The organism is Sphingomonas sp. LR55 (genome assembly GCF_036856015.1).
Lineage (GTDB): Bacteria > Pseudomonadota > Alphaproteobacteria > Sphingomonadales > Sphingomonadaceae > Sphingomonas.
The window spans coordinates 2,501-19,749 of sequence record NZ_JASPFO010000001.1; the positions used below are offsets into that span (position 1 = coordinate 2,501).

A 17,249-nucleotide genomic window follows, 5' to 3' on the forward strand; every position below is an offset into this window, starting at 1 on the left:
GGGACGAGGATTGCTTCGGCGGTTCGTGAGCGCTTCGGCGTCAGCGAGCCAAGCGAGCGGTTCGAGGCTCCAGATATCGACATCATCATAACTAATAATCTGGCTGAGATTATAATCATCCGCACCTGACAAAAGCTAACGCGCACTGCTCTGCCGAGTTGGTGACGTTCTTCGGAACGCACCCAGTGATGTCGTTGGTGGTGTGGACTCTCAAGCGTGAGGTAAGGGCAATTCGTGGATGCCTTGGCACATACAGGCGATGAAGGACGTGGCACGCTGCGATAAGCGTCGGTGAGCTGTGAGCAAGCTTTGACCCGACGATTTCCGAATGGGGAAACCCACCTATCCCGATTAATTCTACTTGCGCGGTAACGCACAGGTCGAGTTAATTAGGTTAGGTATCACTTAGCTGAATACATAGGCTTCGTGAAGCGAACCCGGCGAACTGAAACATCTCAGTAGCTGGAGGAAAAGACATCAACCGAGATTCCGTTAGTAGTGGCGAGCGAACGCGGACCAGGCCAGTGCCTGAATTTCAACTAGTAGAAGTCTCTGGAAAGTGACGCCATAGCGGGTGACAGCCCCGTATACGAAAGTGAGAATTCAGGACTCGAGTAGGGCGGAACACGTGAAATTCTGTCTGAACATGGGGGGACCACCCTCCAAGCCTAAATACTCGTATGTGACCGATAGCGAACTAGTACCGTGAGGGAAAGGTGAAAAGCACCCCGATGAGGGGAGTGAAACAGTACCTGAAACGGATTGCCTACAAGCAGTTGGAGGGCTTTTATGGCCTGACAGCGTACCTCTTGCATAATGGGTCTGTGACTTAATGTATCAAGCAAGCTTAAGCCGATAGGTGTAGGCGCAGCGAAAGCGAGTCTGAATAGGGCGCCAGAGTTTGATGTATTAGACCCGAAACCCGGCGATCTAGGCATGACCAGGATGAAGGTGCAGTAACATGCACTGGAGGTCCGAACCGATTAACGTTGAAAAGTTACCGGATGAGTTGTGTTTAGGGGTGAAAGGCCAATCAAGCCGGGAAATAGCTGGTTCTCCGCGAAAACTATTGAGGTAGTGCCTCGCACGAACACCTTAGGGGGTAGAGCACTGGATGGGCTAGGGGGTCGCGAGATCTACCAAACCTAACCAAACTCCGAATACCTAAGAGTGATATGCGGGAGACAGACGGCGGGTGCTAAGGTCCGTCGTCAAAAGGGAAACAGCCCTGACCTACAGCTAAGGCCCCCAAATCGTATCTAAGTGGGAAAGCATGTGGGACTTCCAAAACAACCAGGAGGTTGGCTTAGAAGCAGCCATCCTTTAAAGAAAGCGTAACAGCTCACTGGTCTAAACAAGAGGTCCTGCGGCGAAGATGTAACGGGGCTCAAGATACGTGCCGAAGCTTAGGGTGTGCCACTTATGTGGTACGCGGTAGCGGAGCGTTCCGTAAGCCTGTGAAGCGATCTGGTAATGGGTCGTGGAGGTATCGGAAGTGCGAATGCAGACATGAGTAGCGATAAAGAGGGTGAGATGCCCTCTCGCCGAAAGACCAAGGGTTCCTGCGCAAGGCTAATCCGCGCAGGGTGAGCCGGCCCCTAAGACGAGCCCGAAGGGGGTAGTCGATGGGAACCACGTTAATATTCGTGGGCCTGGTGGTGTGTGACGGATCATGTGTGTTGTCATCCCTTATCGGATTGGGATGGCTTCGAAATGGTTCCAGGAAATAGCCCCACCGTATAGACCGTACCCGAAACCGACACAGGTGGTCAGGTAGAGTATACCAAGGCGCTTGAGAGAAGTGTCCTGAAGGAACTCGGCAAATTGCCTCCGTACCTTCGGAAGAAGGAGGCCCTCACTATGCGCAAGCACTTTGAGGGGGCACAGGCCAGGGGGTAGCGACTGTTTAGCAAAAACACAGGGCTCTGCTAAGTCGGCTTCAAGACGACGTATAGGGCCTGACGCCTGCCCGGTGCCTGAAGGTTAAGTGGAGGGGTGCAAGCTCTGAAATGAAGCCCAGGTAAACGGCGGCCGTAACTATAACGGTCCTAAGGTAGCGAAATTCCTTGTCGGGTAAGTTCCGACCTGCACGAATGGCGTAACGACTTCCCCACTGTCTCCAGGACATGCTCAGCGAAATTGAATTCTCCGTGAAGATGCGGAGTACCCGCGGTTAGACGGAAAGACCCCGTGCACCTTTACTGCAGCTTCAGAGTGGCATTAGGAAGAAACTGTGTAGCATAGGTGGGAGGCTTTGAAGCATCGGCGCCAGCTGATGTGGAGCCATAGGTGAAATACCACCCTGTTTGTTTCTGATGTCTAACCTCGTTCCGTAAGCCGGAACAGGGACCCTCTGTGGCGGGTAGTTTGACTGGGGCGGTCGCCTCCTAAAGAGTAACGGAGGCGCGCAATGGTGGGCTCAGGACGGTCGGAAACCGTCTGTTAGAGTGCAATGGCATAAGCCCGCCTGACTGCGAGACTGACAAGTCGAGCAGAGACGAAAGTCGGTCATAGTGATCCGGTGGTCCCTCGTGGAAGGGCCATCGCTCAACGGATAAAAGGTACGCCGGGGATAACAGGCTGATAACCCCCAAGAGCTCATATCGACGGGGTTGTTTGGCACCTCGATGTCGGCTCATCACATCCTGGGGCTGGAGCAGGTCCCAAGGGTTTGGCTGTTCGCCAATTAAAGTGGTACGTGAGCTGGGTTCAGAACGTCGCGAGACAGTTTGGTCCCTATCTGCCGTGGGCGTCGAAATTTGAGAGGAGTTGACCCTAGTACGAGAGGACCGGGTTGAACATACCTCTGGTGTACCAGTCGTTCCGCCAGGAGCGCAGCTGGGTAGCTATGTATGGACGGGATAACCGCTGAAAGCATCTAAGCGGGAAGCCTCCCTCGAGATAAGATTTCATAGAGCCGTCGGAGACCACGACGTTGATAGATCGGATGTAGAAGTGCGGTAACGCATGGAGCTAACCGATACTAATTGCTCTATTCGCGCTTGAGAGTCTCACACCATCAATGACAACACTGGGTCACCAGTAGCGACAAACGATGCGTGCGGATGATTAAGACGACGCCAGATTGCCAATCCCCTCGCCGTCGAGGGATTGGTACCAACTACAAATACACCAGCACTCGGTGTTCCGAGAGGCTGGCAACCAATATGTGCACGGTATCGATTTTAAGCCCCGTCTCAGCGAAAGCGCCGACGGGGTACCCAAAGCATTCCCCAACGTATCGTCGCACCGGCTCCATTGCCTGGTGGCTATAGCGTCGGTGTCCCACCCGATCCCATTCCGAACTCGGCCGTGAAACCCGACTGCGCCAATGGTACTATCGCTCAAGCGATGGAAGAGTAGGTCGTCGCCAGGCATTGAAGCCCGTGCGGCAATACGCAAACAGAACGCTTAAAACCCATTCACCATGTCTCATACCCCCTTCGCGAAAGCGAATGTCGCGGGGTGGAGCAGCCCGGTAGCTCGTCAGGCTCATAACCTGAAGGTCACAGGTTCAAATCCTGTCCCCGCAACCAACTACAATAGCCCCGCCCACAAAGCGGGGCTTTGTTGTGTCTGGCCCACACGCACCGCTCGCAAACTCCAGCATGCGTACAGGCCCCCGTTAAGGTGCGGATGTCGAATGGCGTAACGTCAGCACCGCAGGGACCGTCACGGGCGTGGTCGTTGCCAGTCGGGCGTCGAGATCCGCGATGATCAGCGCGACCGCCCGCGCGGTGACTTCGGCGATCGGCTGGACGACCGCGGTCAGCGGTGGATGCGCGAGACGAATGATCGGTGTGTCGTCGAAGCTGATCAGCGACAGGTCGCAAGGAATTGCCAAGTCGCGCTCGCGCGCCAATTCGAGTGTCGCAAGCGTCATCTGATCGTTGCTCGCGATGATCGCGGTCGGGGGCTCGGCCAGCGCCAGCAGCTGCATCGCCGCGGCGCGTCCCGACGCGTGGCTGAAGTCGCCGACCGCCAACAGATCATCGCATGCGACCCCCGCCGCCTGCATCGCCGCGCGCCAGCCATCGACCCGCCACGCGCTGAGTTCATAGTCTGCCGGCCCGGCGATGAAGCCGATGCGCCGGTGGCCGAGTTCGAGCAAATGCTCGGTCGCGATGCATGCGGCCCGCGTATCGTCCATGACCAGTCGGAGGCCAGGCCCGTCGGTCAGCGAGCCGATCCGTGCAAAGCTGATGCCGTGGGCCTCGAGCAGGTTGATGATCAGCGGATTGCCCGAATGCGGCGGCGTCAGGATCACGCCATCGGGCTGCAGCGCGGCGATCGCGGCCTGCAGCTCGCGCTCGATATGGTCGCTATGCGTGTCGACCAGCTCGACGATCAGGCGGTAGCCGTGCTCGGCACAGGTGAGCATGCCGCCGAGCATCATCTGGTCGAACCAGTCGGTACCCTGTCGCGCGCGCCAGTCGGCGATCGTCCGCTCGCGGTCGTTGAGCGCGAGGATCAGGTACGAGCGCGATCCGCCCATGCGTTGCGCGGCGATCGACGGGACGTAGCCGAGCTTGTCGATCGACGCCTGGACGCGGCGCATCATCTCGGGGCGCACGCCCGAGTCCTTGTTGACGACGCGACTTACGGTTTGCAGCGAAACGCCTGCATCCGCCGCGACATGCTTGATCGTTACCGCCTGACGTCGCCGTGCCATGCGTCTGAGTTCAGGCTGCGAGGACGGGCGAGGGAGTGGGGGCGGTGCCGCAGTAGCGCGCGACATAGGCGGCGTGCTCGGGCAGCCCGGCGACGGTCGCGTTGGTGCCGTCGCGCAGGCCGGCGAGCAGTCGCGCCAGTTCTTCGTCGCGCAGCTTGGTGGCGATCGGGTGATAGCTCCGCGGCACGATCCCCTGGCCGAGCATCACCTGCACCCAGCTGTTCTCGGCGAACAGCTCCTCGTTCTTGCGGAAAACGCGGCCGGTTTCGCGGAACAGCTCGATCTTCTGTTCGAGCGAGGCGGGGATCGGCATCGCCGCGCATTGCCGCCAGAACGCGCTGTCGCGGCGCTCGGTCGCCTTGTAATGCAGGATCAGGAAATCGCGGATCTGCAGCATGTCGGTATGCTGCTGGTCGTTGAACTCGGCGACGTCGCGGGGGCTGACCGCGCCCGACGGGAACAGCCGCAGCAACCGCAGCACGGCGCGCTGGATCAGGTGGATGCTGGTCGATTCCAGCGGCTCCATGAACCCACCCGACAGGCCGATCGCGATGCAGTTGCGATGCCATTGCTGGCGTCGCGCTCCCGTGACGAAGCGGATCATGTTCGGCTCGGTGAGCGTCTTGCCCTCGATGTTGCCGAGCAGCCGGTCGAGCGCCGCATCGCGGTCGAGATAGCGGCTGCAATAGACCAGGCCGTTGCCGGTGCGATGCTGGAGCGGGATACGCCACTGCCAGCCCGCATCATGCGCCATCGCGCGGGTGTAGGGGAGCGCCGGGCGGACGCTCTCGGTCTGGATCGCGATCGCGGAGTCGCAGGGCAGGTAATGCGTCCAGTCGTCGAACCCCGCGTGCAGCGCGCCTTCGATCAGCAGCGCGCGAAAGCCGGTGCAGTCGAGGAACAGGTCGCCCTCGATCCGCGCACCGGATTCGAGCACCAGCGCGGCGATGTCGCCACTCTCGCCGTTAAGCTCGACCTGCGCGATTTTGCCCTCGAGGCGGCGCGTGCCGTCGGCTTCGGCCATCCCGCGCAGATATTTCGCGTAGCGCGTCGAGATCGAGCTGATACGCATAGTTCATCCGATCGTCGGGTAGATGCGCGAACTTGCCCTGCAACGCCGCGCGCAGCTCGAGACAGTAATCGTCGTAAGGCTGGTCGTGGCCCTTGGTCAGCCCGTGCAGCCAGAAATGCTGGAAGCCGGCGGACCAGTGATCCTTGCCGGTGATGCCGAACGAGTGGAAATAGCTCTCGCCGCGATCCTTCCAGTCGTCGAACAGGATACCGAGTTTGAACGTCGCCTGCGTCTCGCGCATGAACTCGGCTTCGTTGATCCCGAGCAGGCGGTTGAAGGTGATCATCGGCGGGATCGTCGATTCCCCCACGCCGACCGTGCCGATCGCGTCGGATTCGACCAGCGTGAGCTCGATCGTGCTGCCCATCGTGCGGGCGATCGCCGCGGCGGCCATCCAGCCGGCGGTGCCGCCCCCGGCGATTACGACGCGACGAACAGGTGTATTTGTCATCGGCTGAGCGCTCTCAGGAGGAAGGCGCGGAGGCGACCCGCGGTGTCGGTGGTGAGCGGCGCGAGCACGCCGCGTGCTGCTTCGGGGATATGGTCGACGACCTCGCGGCCATTGGCGAAGACGTAATGATCGAACATCTCGCGCCAGTGCTGCTTCTCGTCCGCAGGCAGATCGCGGATCGCCAGCATCGCGTGGTTCAGCGCATCCTGCGGCTGGCCGAGCCACCGCGGCGTCTCGCGCCACCAGTAATTCACCAGCACGTTGAAGTCGGACAGCCCCTCGACATGATGCCACCACATCGCCGGGATGTAGAGCGCGTCGCCCGCCTCCAGCTCGGCGACCTGGCCGTGCGTCAGCGCCTCGCGGAAGTGGGGATGCGCGGCGAAGTCGGGGGCGTGGAAATCGACCATGCTGACCGCGCGGCCCGCTGGCGTGTTGTCGACCGGGCCGAGGTAGAGATTGCGGAACTGATCGCGCGGGAAGACCGTGAAGCGTCGCCGGCCGACCGCCACGCAGGCGAGGTTGTCGGGAACATCGTTGTGCGCGGCGATCCGTGTCCGGGTGCCCATCCAGATGCTGGCAAGCGGCGTGCGGTCGCCGAGGTCGACATGGTTGGCCTCGTGCAATCCGGCAAAGAACTGATGCAGGTCGATCGACGCGAGATAGATCGCGTGCGCGTCGACGGCGCCTTCGTTGGCGTCGATCCGTGCGAAGATCTCGTGCAATTTCGCGCGCAGCATCTGGAAGTTCATCGCGTGCGTCGCGTCGTAGAACAATCGGCCGCCACTGTCAGGCATCGCGACTGAAACTGCGAAAGGGAGGTCGCGCGCGTGGGCCTGGATATAGTCGCGTGCGGCCTTCGCGGATTGCAGCCCGGCGCGGACCATCGGCCAGTCGGCGATCAGCCCGCGCACGATGAACGGTGTGGTCGCCTCGCGCAGATGCACGTCCAGGTCCGTGGCATCGCGGATGACGATCTCGCGGATGCGCGGCATGGTCGCGAAGATGCCGGGCCCCGCGTCAGCCACGCGTCATCCGCCGGTTCTTCCGCGCGACGAGATCGCCGATGTTGCCGAGCGAGGCGAGCGCCATGAAGATCGGCATCATGTGCCCGCCAGCGTGCAGGTCCGCTACCGCAGCGCCGTCGAGCGCGGCCAGCCGGTCCTCGTCGATCACGTGATACCCAACCAGCCGGTTCTTCGCGCCATCGTCGAGCGTGACATCGAGCGTCAGTGGTTCAAGCAGCTCGTAGCGGCGCAATGCGGCAAAGAAATCGGCGGACGCGACATAATCGGTGTCGAGCGCCCGGAGCTGATCGGCGATCCGTTCGAGATACGGCGTCGGTCGGCCCGTATCGTCGAACACGCGCATGCCTTCGTCCGCCCCGATCCGCGGGCTCGCCATGTCGATATGGACCTGGCGGACGTCGCCGGCGCCGCGCCCGACCAGGAACGGCTGGCTGTCGATCGCGAGCGGACGATAGCGCACGTCCCAACCGGCGTCGGTCAGGAATAGGTTCTCGCCCGGCTCGAACCCGAACATCGCCAGCGCGGTGAAGCTGTCGCGCTCCGCGTCGAGCTGGAACAGGATCGGATAGTGCGTCTGGACCCGCCGGAACTCGCTCGGGACGGTGATGCACGTCATCACCGCGTCGCCAAGTTCGGGGGCGCGTTCTGTACGGATACGAAGGTCGCGGTGATCTTCGGCAGTGAGGATGACGTGGTCGGACATCAGGCTGACAATTCCATGGCAGGGGCGGTCGCATGCCGCAGGGCATCGAGATAGGCACGGTTGGTCGGCAGGCCAGCGGCGAGCATACGCTTGCGCTGATCGACCTGCGCCAGCAAGGTTTCCGTCCGCGTACGGTCCGCCGTGGCGATCGGTCCGCGGGTCGGTACGGGGAAGCCCATGCCGTACAGGACATATTGATAGCTCGCGGCCGGGAAGATCTCGTCGATCATCGGGAAATCGGTGCGCGACGGCGGTTGGTGGCGCCAGAGCGTCAGCAGTTCGGCGAGCCGCGGGGGATCGATGCGGCGTCGCGGTGATCTAGCCAATAGGGTTCGTCGCGCTCGCTGAGCACGTAATGCAGCTTCAGGAACTCGACGATCCGGTCCCAGCGATAGCGGAACAGCGTGTTGAAGCGCGTCGCGTGAATATCCATCGCGCGCCGCGTCGCGGGGAAATTGTCGAGCAGCGCATCGAGCGACAATTCGATCAGGACGATCGCCGAGGCTTCGAGCGGTTCCAGGAACCCGGCGGACAGCCCGACCGCGAGGCAGTTGCGCTCCCAGAACCGCGCGGTGACGAGACTGGAACTTGAGTTGGCGGAAAATGGGTAATGCGGCGTCGGGCACGGTGGTGCGGATATAGCGCTCAAGCGTCTCAGCCGCGGCGTCGTCGCTCAGATGCGCTGAGGAATAGACGCAGCCGATGCCGCGGCGGGTCGGCAGGCCGATGTCCCAGATCCAGCCCGCGGCGTGCGCGGTGGCGTTGGTCTGCGAGGCGATCGCGCTGTGGGGCGCGACCGGCATCTGCACCGCCAGCGCGCGATCGTTGAACAGCTCGCCGCCGCGGTCGATCGTGGCGATGCCGTAATGGCCGCCGATCAGCAGCGCGGCGTGGCCTGTGCAGTCGAGGAACAGGTCGCCCGCGATCGCACCCGACGCGCGCGTGCGGACCGCGGCGATGTCGCCGTGCTCGGTGCCGTCGATGCCGACGACGTGGTCGCGGACGTGGCGCACGCCGAGCCGCTCGGTTGCGTGACGCATCAGCAGTGCGGCCAGCTTGCCGGCGTCGAGGTGGTAGGCATAGTTCAAAGTGCCCGCGTAGTCGGGCATCGCCCGCTGGCGAGGCGCGAGGTCGCGGTGGCAAATCTCGCCTTGCGCGCCGACACTGTTCGCGAACTGGCCGCCGTGCTCGGCCCAGGCTGCGACGATGTCGCGCGGGTCGCCGTCGACGGGTGCGGTGAAGGGGTGGAGATAGCTGTCGTCGGGGGCGCCGGTCCGCCAGCCGTCGAACCGCGATCCCTGTTTGAACGATGCGTCGCAGGCGAGGAGAAAGTCGGTCTCGGTGATGCCGATGCGTTCGAGCGTGCGGCGCATCGTCGGCCACGTGCCTTCGCCGACGCCGATCGACGCGACGTCGGGGGATTCGATCAGGGTTACCTCGAGGGGATGTCCGGCGCCGCGATCGGTGCGGGCGGCGATCAGGCAGGCAGCGAGCCAACCGGCCGTACCGCCCCCGACGATCACGATGTTCGTGATCGGGTGGTCGCTCGTTGCTTCGGGGCCGGTATTCGTGGCCATCGTCTGCTGCCTGTTTCCCTGTTTCCGCATGCCAACTTGCTCCGTCGGCGGCAGGAGCGCCATCCTTGACCGTCATCCCGGAGAAAGTCAGGGCCCGGAGTACCGAAAGACGACCCTCTGCCACTCTGGATCCTGACTTTCGTCAGGATGACGGAGCGGTTTGGGGCGCGTCCATACCCTGCAATCCTCCCCCTTGCGGGGGAGGATTGTGCTCCTCAGAAGTTGAAGCGCAGGCCGGCCGAATAGCGTGCGTAGCCCGGCTGCGCGAAGGTGACGAAATTGTCCGAGCGACGATGCCCGCGACGCCCTTGGCCGGTAAGGTTGATGACCTCGCCGAACACCGCCAGCCCCTTGGTCATCTGGACGCTCGCGCTCGCATCGACCTGGCCGTACGCCTCGACATAGGTCGGGTCGAACGCGCCGCCGGCATAGAATTGCCCGCGCCAGTTATACGCGACACGCGCCTGGAAGCCGTTCTTGTCGTAATAGCCGACCGCGTTGGCGCTGTCGCTGAGCCCGGTCAGCGCGAACTGGCCGATATTCGGATCGAGCGCGTTGTCGTACTTCGCGTCGCCGTTGACGATCGTGTAGTTCAGGATGACGCCGAACCCGGTTTCCCACAGGCGGTGCTGGATCGCGAATTCCCAGCCATTGATGTTGGCAGTCTGGTCGCTGTTGAACGGCTGGCTCACCTGGAAGTTGAACAGATCGTCCTGCGGCAGGCCGAAGATATTGCCCGTCAGCAGACCCGCATCGCTCGTCCCCGTGACCTGCGACGAGGCCGGGAAGTTGCGCAGGATGTAATCGCGCACCAAATTGTTGTCGGTCGATCCGAGTGCCGCCACCGCCTGACGATAGCGCGGGCCCGAGCCCGGGTTGCGCAGGTCGAATGCCGGCGTGTTGATCTGCGTCGTGCCGATGAAGTTCTGCACGTCCTTGGTGAAATACCCGACCGAAATATAGCTTTCGCGGCCGTAATACCATTCCGCGGACAGATCGATGTTCTTCGACTTGTACGGGATCAGGTTCGGGTTGCCCTGGCTGCCGGTGCCGCCACCGATCCGCGGGTTGGAGTCGATGTTCAGGCCGCCCTGGAGGCTGCCGTAATCCGCGCGTGATGGTGTGGCTGTACGACGCGCGCAGCTTGACGTTGCGGACCGGTTCGATGTCGAAATCGACCGCGGGCAGCCAGTTGTGATAGCGGCCCTTGAGCGTCGTGAACGCGGCGTTGGCCGCATAGGTCAGGGCGAATTCGTTCGCCCCGGTCCAGCGCGTACCGGTCGGGATCGGCACCAATGCCGACGAGTTCACCTGCGTCTCGTCGTAGCGGACGCCACCGATGATGTGCGCCGGTCGATCGAAGACGTCGAACTTGCCGTTGAACTGGATGTAGGGCGAGATCGTCCGCTCGCGGATGCGGCGATCATTGGTGTAGTTGGCAAGGCACGTGCCAGGCGCGGCGGTACCGGTCTGTGGGGCGCTGCAGATATTATACTGCGACCGCAGCAGTTCGGCCATCTGCTCGAAATTGAACGTGTAGATCGACTGCGGGATCGCCGGATTGTTGGCGCCCGAGACACCCTTGAACTTGTCGGGGATGCTGGTGAGGTTGAAGAAATCGTCGGGAACCGCCGCTGCACCGGCCGCCGCGCCGCGCGGATCGATCCCGCCCCAGGTCTCGTTCTGGATGAAGCCGTAGGCCGAGCGGACCTTGTTGTCGACGTACGAGAAGCCCCAGTCGATGCTGTCGAGGAAGTCGCCGTCGTGGTCGTAATGCCCCTTCAGCTGGAGCTGGTTGATCTCGTCCTTGAAATACGCGTTGCGGAACGCGTTGCCGGTCGGCGTGATCAACGACGCGTTCAGCGGGTCGATGCCGGGGTACATCTGGTACGAGATGATCGGCAGGTCGTTCTCGAAATTCACGGTCTGCGACTGGACGCCGAAGATCGCGCCGCCGATCGACGTGCTGCTACCGTAATCGTTGGTCGGCTTGGAAACCGCGGTCGAGTGATGCGCGTCGAGCGACATCGTGACGTTGCCGGGCGCTTCCCAGGTCAGGTTGCCGCCGATCGACTTGTTCTCGGATTTGTTCGCGGTGAGCGAGCTGCTGTACGACAGATCCTTGCCCGGCGCGAAATTCTCCGAATAGAAGACCGGACCGGCTGCCGGCCCGTTGGTCCATGCGCTGCGCGTGTCGCCGAAGTTGAACCAGATGCCGACGCTGCTGTCGCGCACCTCGACCTTGTTGCTCGAATAGGTGAGGTCGAGCGTCGCCGTCAGCGTGTCGGTCGGCTTGGCCTGAAGGACCAGCTGGCCGTTGATGCGCTCGCGGTCGATGTCGATGACGTCGTAGGCGGCACTCTGCGGGATCTCATAGACGTCGGTCGGACCGGGGCGGTTGGTGATGTTGGCGGCGCCCGGCGTGCCGGGCTGTGCCAGCGTGCCCCAGTTATTCTCAGCCCCCAGGAACCCGTCGCGGAAGCCGACGCTCGCCGAGTTGTTGCTCGCCTTGCGACGCTGATACGCGCCGCTGAACAGGATACCGATCCGGTCGTCGGCGAAGGTGGTGGACAGGATGCCCGACACTTCCGGCGTGATCTGGTCCTTGCCGTTGCGCGAGCTGTCGAGCACGCCCTTGGCGGCGATGCTGCCACGCGTGCCCGGCTTGTCGAGCGGGCGCGGGGTGCGGATGTTGATCGTCGAGCCGATGCCGCCCGAGGGCACGGCGGCGCGACCGGTCTTGTAGACCTCGACCGCGGCGACGCCTTCGGAGGCGAGGTTGGCGAAGTCGAACGAGCGCGAGGCGGGCGCGCTGGCGCCGTCGCCGAGTGTCGAGGTCGGCATCTGGCGACCGTTCAGCGTGACGAGGTTATATTCCGGGCCGAAGCCGCGGACGGTGACGGTCGAGCCTTCACCGTTCGAGCGGTCGATCGATACGCCGGTGATGCGCTGCAGTGACTCGGCGAGGTTGGTGTCCGGGAACTTGCCGATATCTTCCGACGAAATCGCGTCGACCACGCCCTGGCCATTGCGCTTGATGTCGATCGCCTCGCGCAGCGATGCGCGGATGCCGGTGACGACGATATCGTCGGTGGCCTCGTTCGGACCGGTGGGGGTGGCCTGCGGTACGATGTCCGAAGAGCCTGGATTGCCGACCGTTGCGGCAGCGTCCTGCGCCATGGCGATGCCGGGCAGGCCAACTAAGGCCAGTGCCGATGTGCCGATGACGAAACGCGAAAGCGAGCGAGCTGTGAAGCCACGCATGATAGTCCTCCCCTGTAGACGGCGCTATAAGCTGCGCCTTCCCCGTGAACGTTCACATTCTCTGTCCGTCACAGTGTGTCAAGCACGGTAGCGCTACCGTTGTGAACGTTCACAAATTATGTTGAATATAGTGTCCGCGCTGCAACACGTCGCGGTTCGAAGGGGCTGCGCGTCGGGTCGTGCGGCGATGCAATGCGTCGCGCCAAGGGCCTCAGAGACGACCGTGTTGGCGACGGACGGAGGTTGCCCTGCTGGTATCGCGCGGCCTAGGAACAGCGCAATGGCGCGCCATCCCGCTCTCCCGACCGCGCCGCTACCCGACCGTCGGTCAACCGGCTTTCTGCTGGTTTTCGCGCTCGCTTATGTCGGTGGAGTCATCGGCTACCTGCCGTTCTTGACGTTGCTGTTGCCGATCAAGGTCGCTGCCGTCGCCGGGGCAGGGCGGCTGGGCGTCCTCACCATGATCGTGGTTGCCGGCGCGCTTTCGGCCAGCGTCGCCAACATCGCGTTCGGTTGGCTGAGCGACCGATCGGTGGCCCGCGGTGGCGGGCGTCGCAAGTGGCTTGCCGGCGGGCTCGTCGCCACGACGCTGTCCTATGCGGCGATCGGCGCGGCGACGTCGTCGACCGGTCTCATCCTGTCGGTTGTGACGTTCCAGGTCGCGGTGAACGCAGTGCTCGCGCCGTTGCTGGCGATCATGGCCGACGAGGTGCCCAATGCGCAGAAGGGGCTAGCCGGCGGTCTGCTCGCGGTGGCAAGCCCGGTCGCCGCGGCGCTGGCGGCGGCGTTGATGGCAACCGCCCTGCTCGGCGAGGCGGCGCGGCTGGCGATCGTGCCACTCGTAGTGGTCGCCTGTACGATGCCCCTGTTGCTGCAGCGCGCGCAACCGGTCGTGCCGGACGACCCGCCACGGCCGGCGAGGGCGGTGCTACGGCGCGATCTGGCGCTGGCCTGGATCGCACGGTTGTTCGTCCAGATCGCGGGCAGCGCGCTGTTCGTCTATTTCTTCTACTATCTCGAAAGCGTCGCGCCGACAGTCGCACCAGCGACGATCGCGGCGCGGATGGGAACGGTGATGATCGTCGCCTATTCGGTGCCGCTGCCGATCGCGGTCTTCGTCGGTCGTCTTGCCGATCGTTCGGGTCGGACCAAGCCGTTCCTCTTCGCGGCAACCGTCGTCGCGGCTGCCGGACTGGTGGGAATGGCGGGTGCGCAGAGCTTTACGGGCGGTGCGGTCGCGTTCTGCGTCTACAGCGCCGGGACGTCGGTGTTCCTGGCGCTCCATGCGTCGTTCGCGATGCAGCTGTTGCCCGACGCCCGCCATCGTGGCCGCGATCTCGGGTTGCTCAACCTGACCAACACGCTGCCCGGCCTGCTTGGACCGACGCTGACCTGGGCACTTGCCACGCCGACTGACTTCGATGGGGTGATGCTCGTGCTCGCCGCACTGACGCTGTGCGGCGGGCTGGTCATCCTCTTCGCGCAGGGCGCCGGTGAAGGGGGCTTCGGTCAGCGCTGCCAGTAGCGGACGTAATCGATCGCCATCCGCTGCGGAAACGCCACGTCGTCGATCCCCTTCTGGCCACCCCAGTCGCCACCCACCGCGAGGTTGAGGATCAGGTCATAGGGGCGCGTGAACGGCCACGCCGCCTTGCCGCCGGGCTGGTCGTTGGCGACGCGCATGATCGCGCGGCCATCGACACCGATCGTGATCGCATCGGCGCGCCAGTCGAGCTGATAGCGGTGATACGCCGTGCAGGCGGTCGCGAGTCCGATCTGCGCGCCGCGTTGCGTGCCCTTGGTGTGATTGAATGCCGCGGTGTGGAGTGTCGCATGGACGACGTTTGCATCCCAGCCGACCATCTCCATGATGTCGATCTCGCCCTCGTCGGGCCATTTTCCGCCCGACGGCAGCAGCCAGATCGCCGGCCAGCTGCCACGCCCACACGGCAGTTTCGCGCGGACCTCGTAAAAGCCATACCCACGCGGGATGCGCGAGACGAGCTTGGCTGAGGTATATGCCTGACCGCCCCAATCGGCGAAGCGCGCCTTCGACAGCGTCTCGCGCCGCGCCTCGATCACCAGAGCGCCGTTTTCGATCCGCGCATTCTCGGCCCGGTCCTTGGCGTAATATTGGCGTTCGTGATTGTACCAGCCCTCAGCATTGCGCGACACGTCGAAGCGCCATTTCGTCTGATCGATCGCCTTGCCGTCGAACTCGTCGGCAAAGCTCGGGCGGCCTTTGGGTACGGGCATCGGTGCACTGACGCTGTAATTGGTCGCGCCCAGCGTGGCGGCTTGCGCGGCAAGTATCAGCAGGATCATCGGATCGCCCTCGAAATCATGATGCGCCTGATCGACCCGTCCGGCACAAACCGGTGCGTTGGCTGCTGGTTCATGCGGCACCTCTCCCAATTCGCCCCGGAGCCGTCACCGCGTGATGCGGATGCGTTCGGGTAGCGCGGCAGACCTAGGTCAATCGGTACGCGAGCTCAACTCCGGTCCTGCCAAGGCGCGGTGTACCTGGCCGAGCGGCGGTGGTATCGGCGGCGGTCGGCTGGCGTGATCACCGTGGCCGGCCGGGAAACGTCGGCAGGCCTTCGTCGCGTGCGAGAGAAAACGAGAAGCGTGTGGCGGACAAGATGGTAAAGACCTGGGACGGGGCGGTGGCCCGCAAATGGCTGGAAAGCCGGGTCGTTGCGGCGCGCGGATCAGGTCGTCGCGGAGCGCGGCGGGCGGGAGCTTCAGGACGATTGCGATAAGGCTAGCGCCGAGGAGATGGTCTGCTCGCTGATCCTGAAGGCCAAAGCATCGCTGGATACGCAGGAGGCGGTATCGAACCTCCTCCGCGCGCTGCTGGAGCGAGACGAGTATATTTGGCGCGGCGTCTACGACGACACGCGTTTCGACCGGCACGTCCGCAGCTATGCGAAGAAGGTGATCCGGATGGTGAAGCTCAACGACGGCTTCGAGAAGGTCACGCATTACCAATAAACCGGGACCAGTGAACCGGGACCAGTAAATCGGACGTTGCCCGTTTGCCGTCCCGCCGGATGCCCTGCATGGTCGCTTCGCGGAGCCGAGCGTGTCATACCGGGCAAGGATCGCCATATCGGTGAGCCCGCCCTACGATGATCGCGAACCGTCGTGAAGAAAGATGCCGCTGCGCCCTATGATGCCGACCGACGAGACATTGGAAGATCTTGGCTGGGATGACCATTTCAGCGCCCAGCTGTCGGACGAGGACCTGCGCGACCGTCATCCCGTCCGGGTGATGTCGGTCCATCGTGGTCAGATCGCGGTGGCGGGAGCCGGCGGCCGGCAGCTCGTGACGCCCTATATCGCGGGGGCGCAACCGACCGACGATCATCCGACAGTCGGCGACTGGGTGCTGATCGAGACGTCGACCGGGTTGCCGATCCGCGTGCTTCGTCGCAAGAACCTGTTCAAGCGTCGCGCGCCGGGCGATCCGCGTCGCGAACAGATGATCGCCGCGAACGTCGATACGGTATTCCTCGTCGCCTCGTGCAACGAAGACTTCAGCGTCGCGCGGCTCGAGCGCTATCTGGTGTTGGCGCACGACGTTGGGGTTACCCCGGTGGTCGTGCTGACCAAGGCGGACTTGACCGACACACCCGACGTTTACGTCGCGGCGGCGCGAGCGATCGAGCCCGGATTGCGGGTCGAGATCGTCAATGGGCGTGATCCACACGCCGTCACCGGCCTCGCGGACTGGTGCGGCCCCGGCCAGACCGTCGCGTTCCTCGGCTCGTCCGGGGTCGGCAAGTCGACGCTGGTCAACTCGCTACGCGGCTCGGACAGCATCGCGACCCAGGCCATTCGTGCGAACGACTCCACCGGTCGCCACACCACGACGGTGCGCGAGATGCACCGGCTGGCGCAGGGAGGGTGGCTGCTCGATACGCCGGGCATGCGCGAATTGCAGTTGGCCGACGCGGCCACCGGGATCGCGGAGATCTTCGACGATTTCGTCGCGGCTGCGGAGGAGTGTCGTTTTTCCAACTGTTCGCATAGCGTCGAACCCGGGTGCGCGGTTCAGGCCGGGATCGCAGCGGGACATCTGACGCGTGCCCGGTTCGAGCGTTGGCAAAGGCTGGGCGCCGAAGAGCGCGCGAACACCGCCAAACAGACCAAGCGAAGGTCTCCTAAAGGGGTGTAACAGCCACCGGGGCGCTCCCCAAGGCGGGCCCCCAAAGCCGATTGTATCCGCGTCTGTCTTTCCATCCCCTCCTGCTATCGGCCTGACAATGTTGAAATCCCGTATCAAGCGACGCATGATCGAGCATGACCGGGCGGTGCTGTGCCTGGCGGAAATCGAGGCGTCGATCACCGCCTTGAACGACGAGGACCTGCTCGATCTGGCGGATATCTTCGCTCGAGCAACGCGCGCGCCGCTGACCGCGATGGCGGCAGCCGAAATGACCAAACGGAATTTGAGCCTGTGATGACGACGACACGGTG

The 17,249-nt window shown here is 63.3% G+C and carries 9 protein-coding genes, 1 tRNA gene, 2 rRNA genes and 3 pseudogenes; 7 read left to right on the top strand and 8 right to left on the bottom strand.

Going from position 1 to position 17,249, the window contains the following annotated elements; genetic code table 11:
- Nucleotides 1–211 precede the first annotated feature (211 nt).
- The 3 genes from QP181_RS00020 to QP181_RS00030 all read left to right on the top strand — a co-directional run bounded on the left by QP181_RS00020 (nucleotide 212) and on the right by QP181_RS00030 (nucleotide 3,536).
- Nucleotides 212–3,007: ribosomal RNA gene (locus QP181_RS00020) — 23S ribosomal RNA — on the top strand.
- A 254-nt stretch (nucleotides 3,008–3,261) separates the two neighbouring features.
- Nucleotides 3,262–3,376, top strand: a 5S ribosomal RNA gene (rrf, locus tag QP181_RS00025).
- Between the two features lie 83 nt (nucleotides 3,377–3,459).
- Nucleotides 3,460–3,536, top strand: a tRNA-Met gene (locus QP181_RS00030).
- A gap of 89 nt (nucleotides 3,537–3,625) precedes the next feature.
- On the opposite strand, the gene QP181_RS00035 is transcribed toward QP181_RS00030, so the two are convergent.
- The 7 genes and pseudogenes from QP181_RS00035 to QP181_RS00070 form a co-directional block, all read right to left on the bottom strand.
- The gene (locus tag QP181_RS00035) at nucleotides 3,626–4,672 is read right to left on the bottom strand and encodes a LacI family DNA-binding transcriptional regulator (RefSeq protein ID WP_333927162.1); all 1,047 of its coding nucleotides are present in this window, start codon (nucleotides 4,670–4,672) and stop codon (nucleotides 3,626–3,628) included.
- Between the two features lie 10 nt (nucleotides 4,673–4,682).
- A pseudogene (locus tag QP181_RS00040) lies at nucleotides 4,683–6,195 on the bottom strand (tryptophan halogenase family protein).
- Entirely contained in the window at nucleotides 6,192–7,223 is a 1,032-nt protein-coding gene (locus tag QP181_RS00045) for a cupin-like domain-containing protein (protein WP_333927163.1), read from the bottom strand. Before QP181_RS00045 ends, QP181_RS00040 begins: the two are co-directional and overlap by 4 nt.
- Nucleotides 7,216–7,926 (bottom strand): SapC family protein, encoded by a 711-nt coding sequence (locus QP181_RS00050; RefSeq protein ID WP_333927164.1) that lies wholly within the window; start codon nucleotides 7,924–7,926, stop codon nucleotides 7,216–7,218. The genes QP181_RS00045 and QP181_RS00050 overlap by 8 nt, the downstream gene beginning before the upstream one ends.
- A pseudogene (locus QP181_RS19830) lies at nucleotides 7,926–9,503 on the bottom strand (tryptophan halogenase family protein). Before QP181_RS19830 ends, QP181_RS00050 begins: the two are co-directional and overlap by 1 nt.
- Nucleotides 9,504–9,718: 215 nt before the next feature.
- Complete coding sequence (locus QP181_RS00065) at nucleotides 9,719–10,741, bottom strand: TonB-dependent receptor domain-containing protein (protein WP_333929516.1); 1,023 nt, start codon at nucleotides 10,739–10,741, stop codon at nucleotides 9,719–9,721.
- Nucleotides 10,674–12,767, bottom strand: a pseudogene (locus QP181_RS00070) (TonB-dependent receptor); the annotation flags it as partial. The pseudogene QP181_RS00070 and the gene QP181_RS00065, both read right to left, overlap by 68 nt.
- A 280-nt stretch (nucleotides 12,768–13,047) precedes the next feature.
- On the opposite strand from QP181_RS00070, the gene QP181_RS00075 reads away from it, so the two are divergent.
- A complete protein-coding gene (locus tag QP181_RS00075) occupies nucleotides 13,048–14,292 on the top strand; it encodes an MFS transporter (protein ID WP_333927165.1) in 1,245 nt (414 codons plus the stop codon).
- Here the strand turns inward: QP181_RS00075 and QP181_RS00080 are convergent.
- Entirely contained in the window at nucleotides 14,277–15,173 is an 897-nt protein-coding gene (locus QP181_RS00080; RefSeq protein WP_333927166.1) for a glycoside hydrolase family 16 protein, read from the bottom strand. The genes QP181_RS00075 and QP181_RS00080 overlap by 16 nt on opposite strands.
- Nucleotides 15,174–15,464: 291 nt before the next feature.
- Between QP181_RS00080 and QP181_RS00085 the strand changes: the two genes are divergently transcribed.
- The 3 genes from QP181_RS00085 to QP181_RS00095 all read left to right on the top strand — a co-directional run bounded on the left by QP181_RS00085 (nucleotide 15,465) and on the right by QP181_RS00095 (nucleotide 17,233).
- Nucleotides 15,465–15,761, top strand: a complete 297-nt coding sequence (locus tag QP181_RS00085; protein ID WP_333927167.1) for a hypothetical protein — start codon at nucleotides 15,465–15,467, stop codon at nucleotides 15,759–15,761.
- Nucleotides 15,762–15,924: 163 nt separating this feature from the next.
- Nucleotides 15,925–16,947, top strand: coding sequence for a ribosome small subunit-dependent GTPase A (gene rsgA / locus QP181_RS00090; RefSeq protein WP_333927168.1), 1,023 nt, complete (start codon nucleotides 15,925–15,927; stop codon nucleotides 16,945–16,947).
- 88 nt (nucleotides 16,948–17,035) lie between these two features.
- Nucleotides 17,036–17,233 (top strand): hypothetical protein, encoded by a 198-nt coding sequence (locus tag QP181_RS00095; RefSeq protein ID WP_165886517.1) that lies wholly within the window; start codon nucleotides 17,036–17,038, stop codon nucleotides 17,231–17,233.
- Nucleotides 17,234–17,249 lie beyond the last annotated feature (16 nt).